This window comes from Mesorhizobium sp. M2C.T.Ca.TU.002.02.1.1 (assembly GCF_003997225.1).
In genome coordinates this window covers 1-769 of sequence record NZ_RZTO01001384.1, presented here as the reverse complement: position 1 = coordinate 769, position 769 = coordinate 1, and the positions used below count along the sequence as shown (strand labels likewise).

Here is a 769-nt window from a genome sequence, read left to right as displayed (position 1 = left end):
AAAGCCCCGGAGGGTCGACCCTCCGGGGCTTTTTGCGTGCCGGTGGCGCGCCTGCGGCGCCGGCCGGTCGTTACTTCAGCTCAAAGGTGACCGTGACCTGGACGTTGTAGGAATTCTCGCCGGCCTGCACCGGGACGGCCGAACGCGCCGCATCGAACGACTTGGCCGCCATCGGCATCGGCGCCGGCGCGATATTCTGGTCGGTGATCTCGAGCACCTTGCCCAGGCTGACGCCCGCCGCTTCCGCAAGCGTCTTTGCCTTGGCCATGGCGTCGGCGACGGCCTTCTTGCGCGCCTCGGTGATCGTCGCCTTCGGATCGTCATTGGTGAAGGCGATGCCGCCACCCTGATTGACGCCGAGCGACACCGCCTTGTCGAGAATCTCGCCCGTCTTGTCGACATCGCGCACGCGCACCGACAGCGTGTTGGTCACCTGGTAGGCGACGAGCTGCGCCTCCTGGCTGCCGTCGGCCTTGTTGGTGTAGTTGTAGCGCGGGTTGATCTGGATGCCGGCAGTCTGGAGGTCGCGTTCGGCAACGCCCGCGGATTTCATCGCCGCGATCACCGCCGCCATGGCGTCGTTGTTGGCATCGAGCGCTTCGCGCGCGCTCTTGGCCTCGCGCATGACGCTGAGCGAAAGGATCGCCATGTCCGGCGCCACCGTCGCTTCGCCTTCGCCGGACACGACGATGCGGGGCGGAGGCTGGGTGTCGGCGGCGCTTGCCAGCGCCGGAAACGCGACCGCGGCAGCGAGCGCGATGGGCAAAAG

1 protein-coding gene is annotated in these 769 nt (G+C 67.6%); it reads right to left on the bottom strand.

Annotated features, from left to right (window positions below):
- Window positions 1–70 precede the first annotated feature (70 nt).
- Window positions 71–769, bottom strand: a 699-nt coding sequence (locus tag EOD07_RS36245) for an SIMPL domain-containing protein (protein WP_245470635.1), incomplete at its 5' end; no start/stop codon positions are given.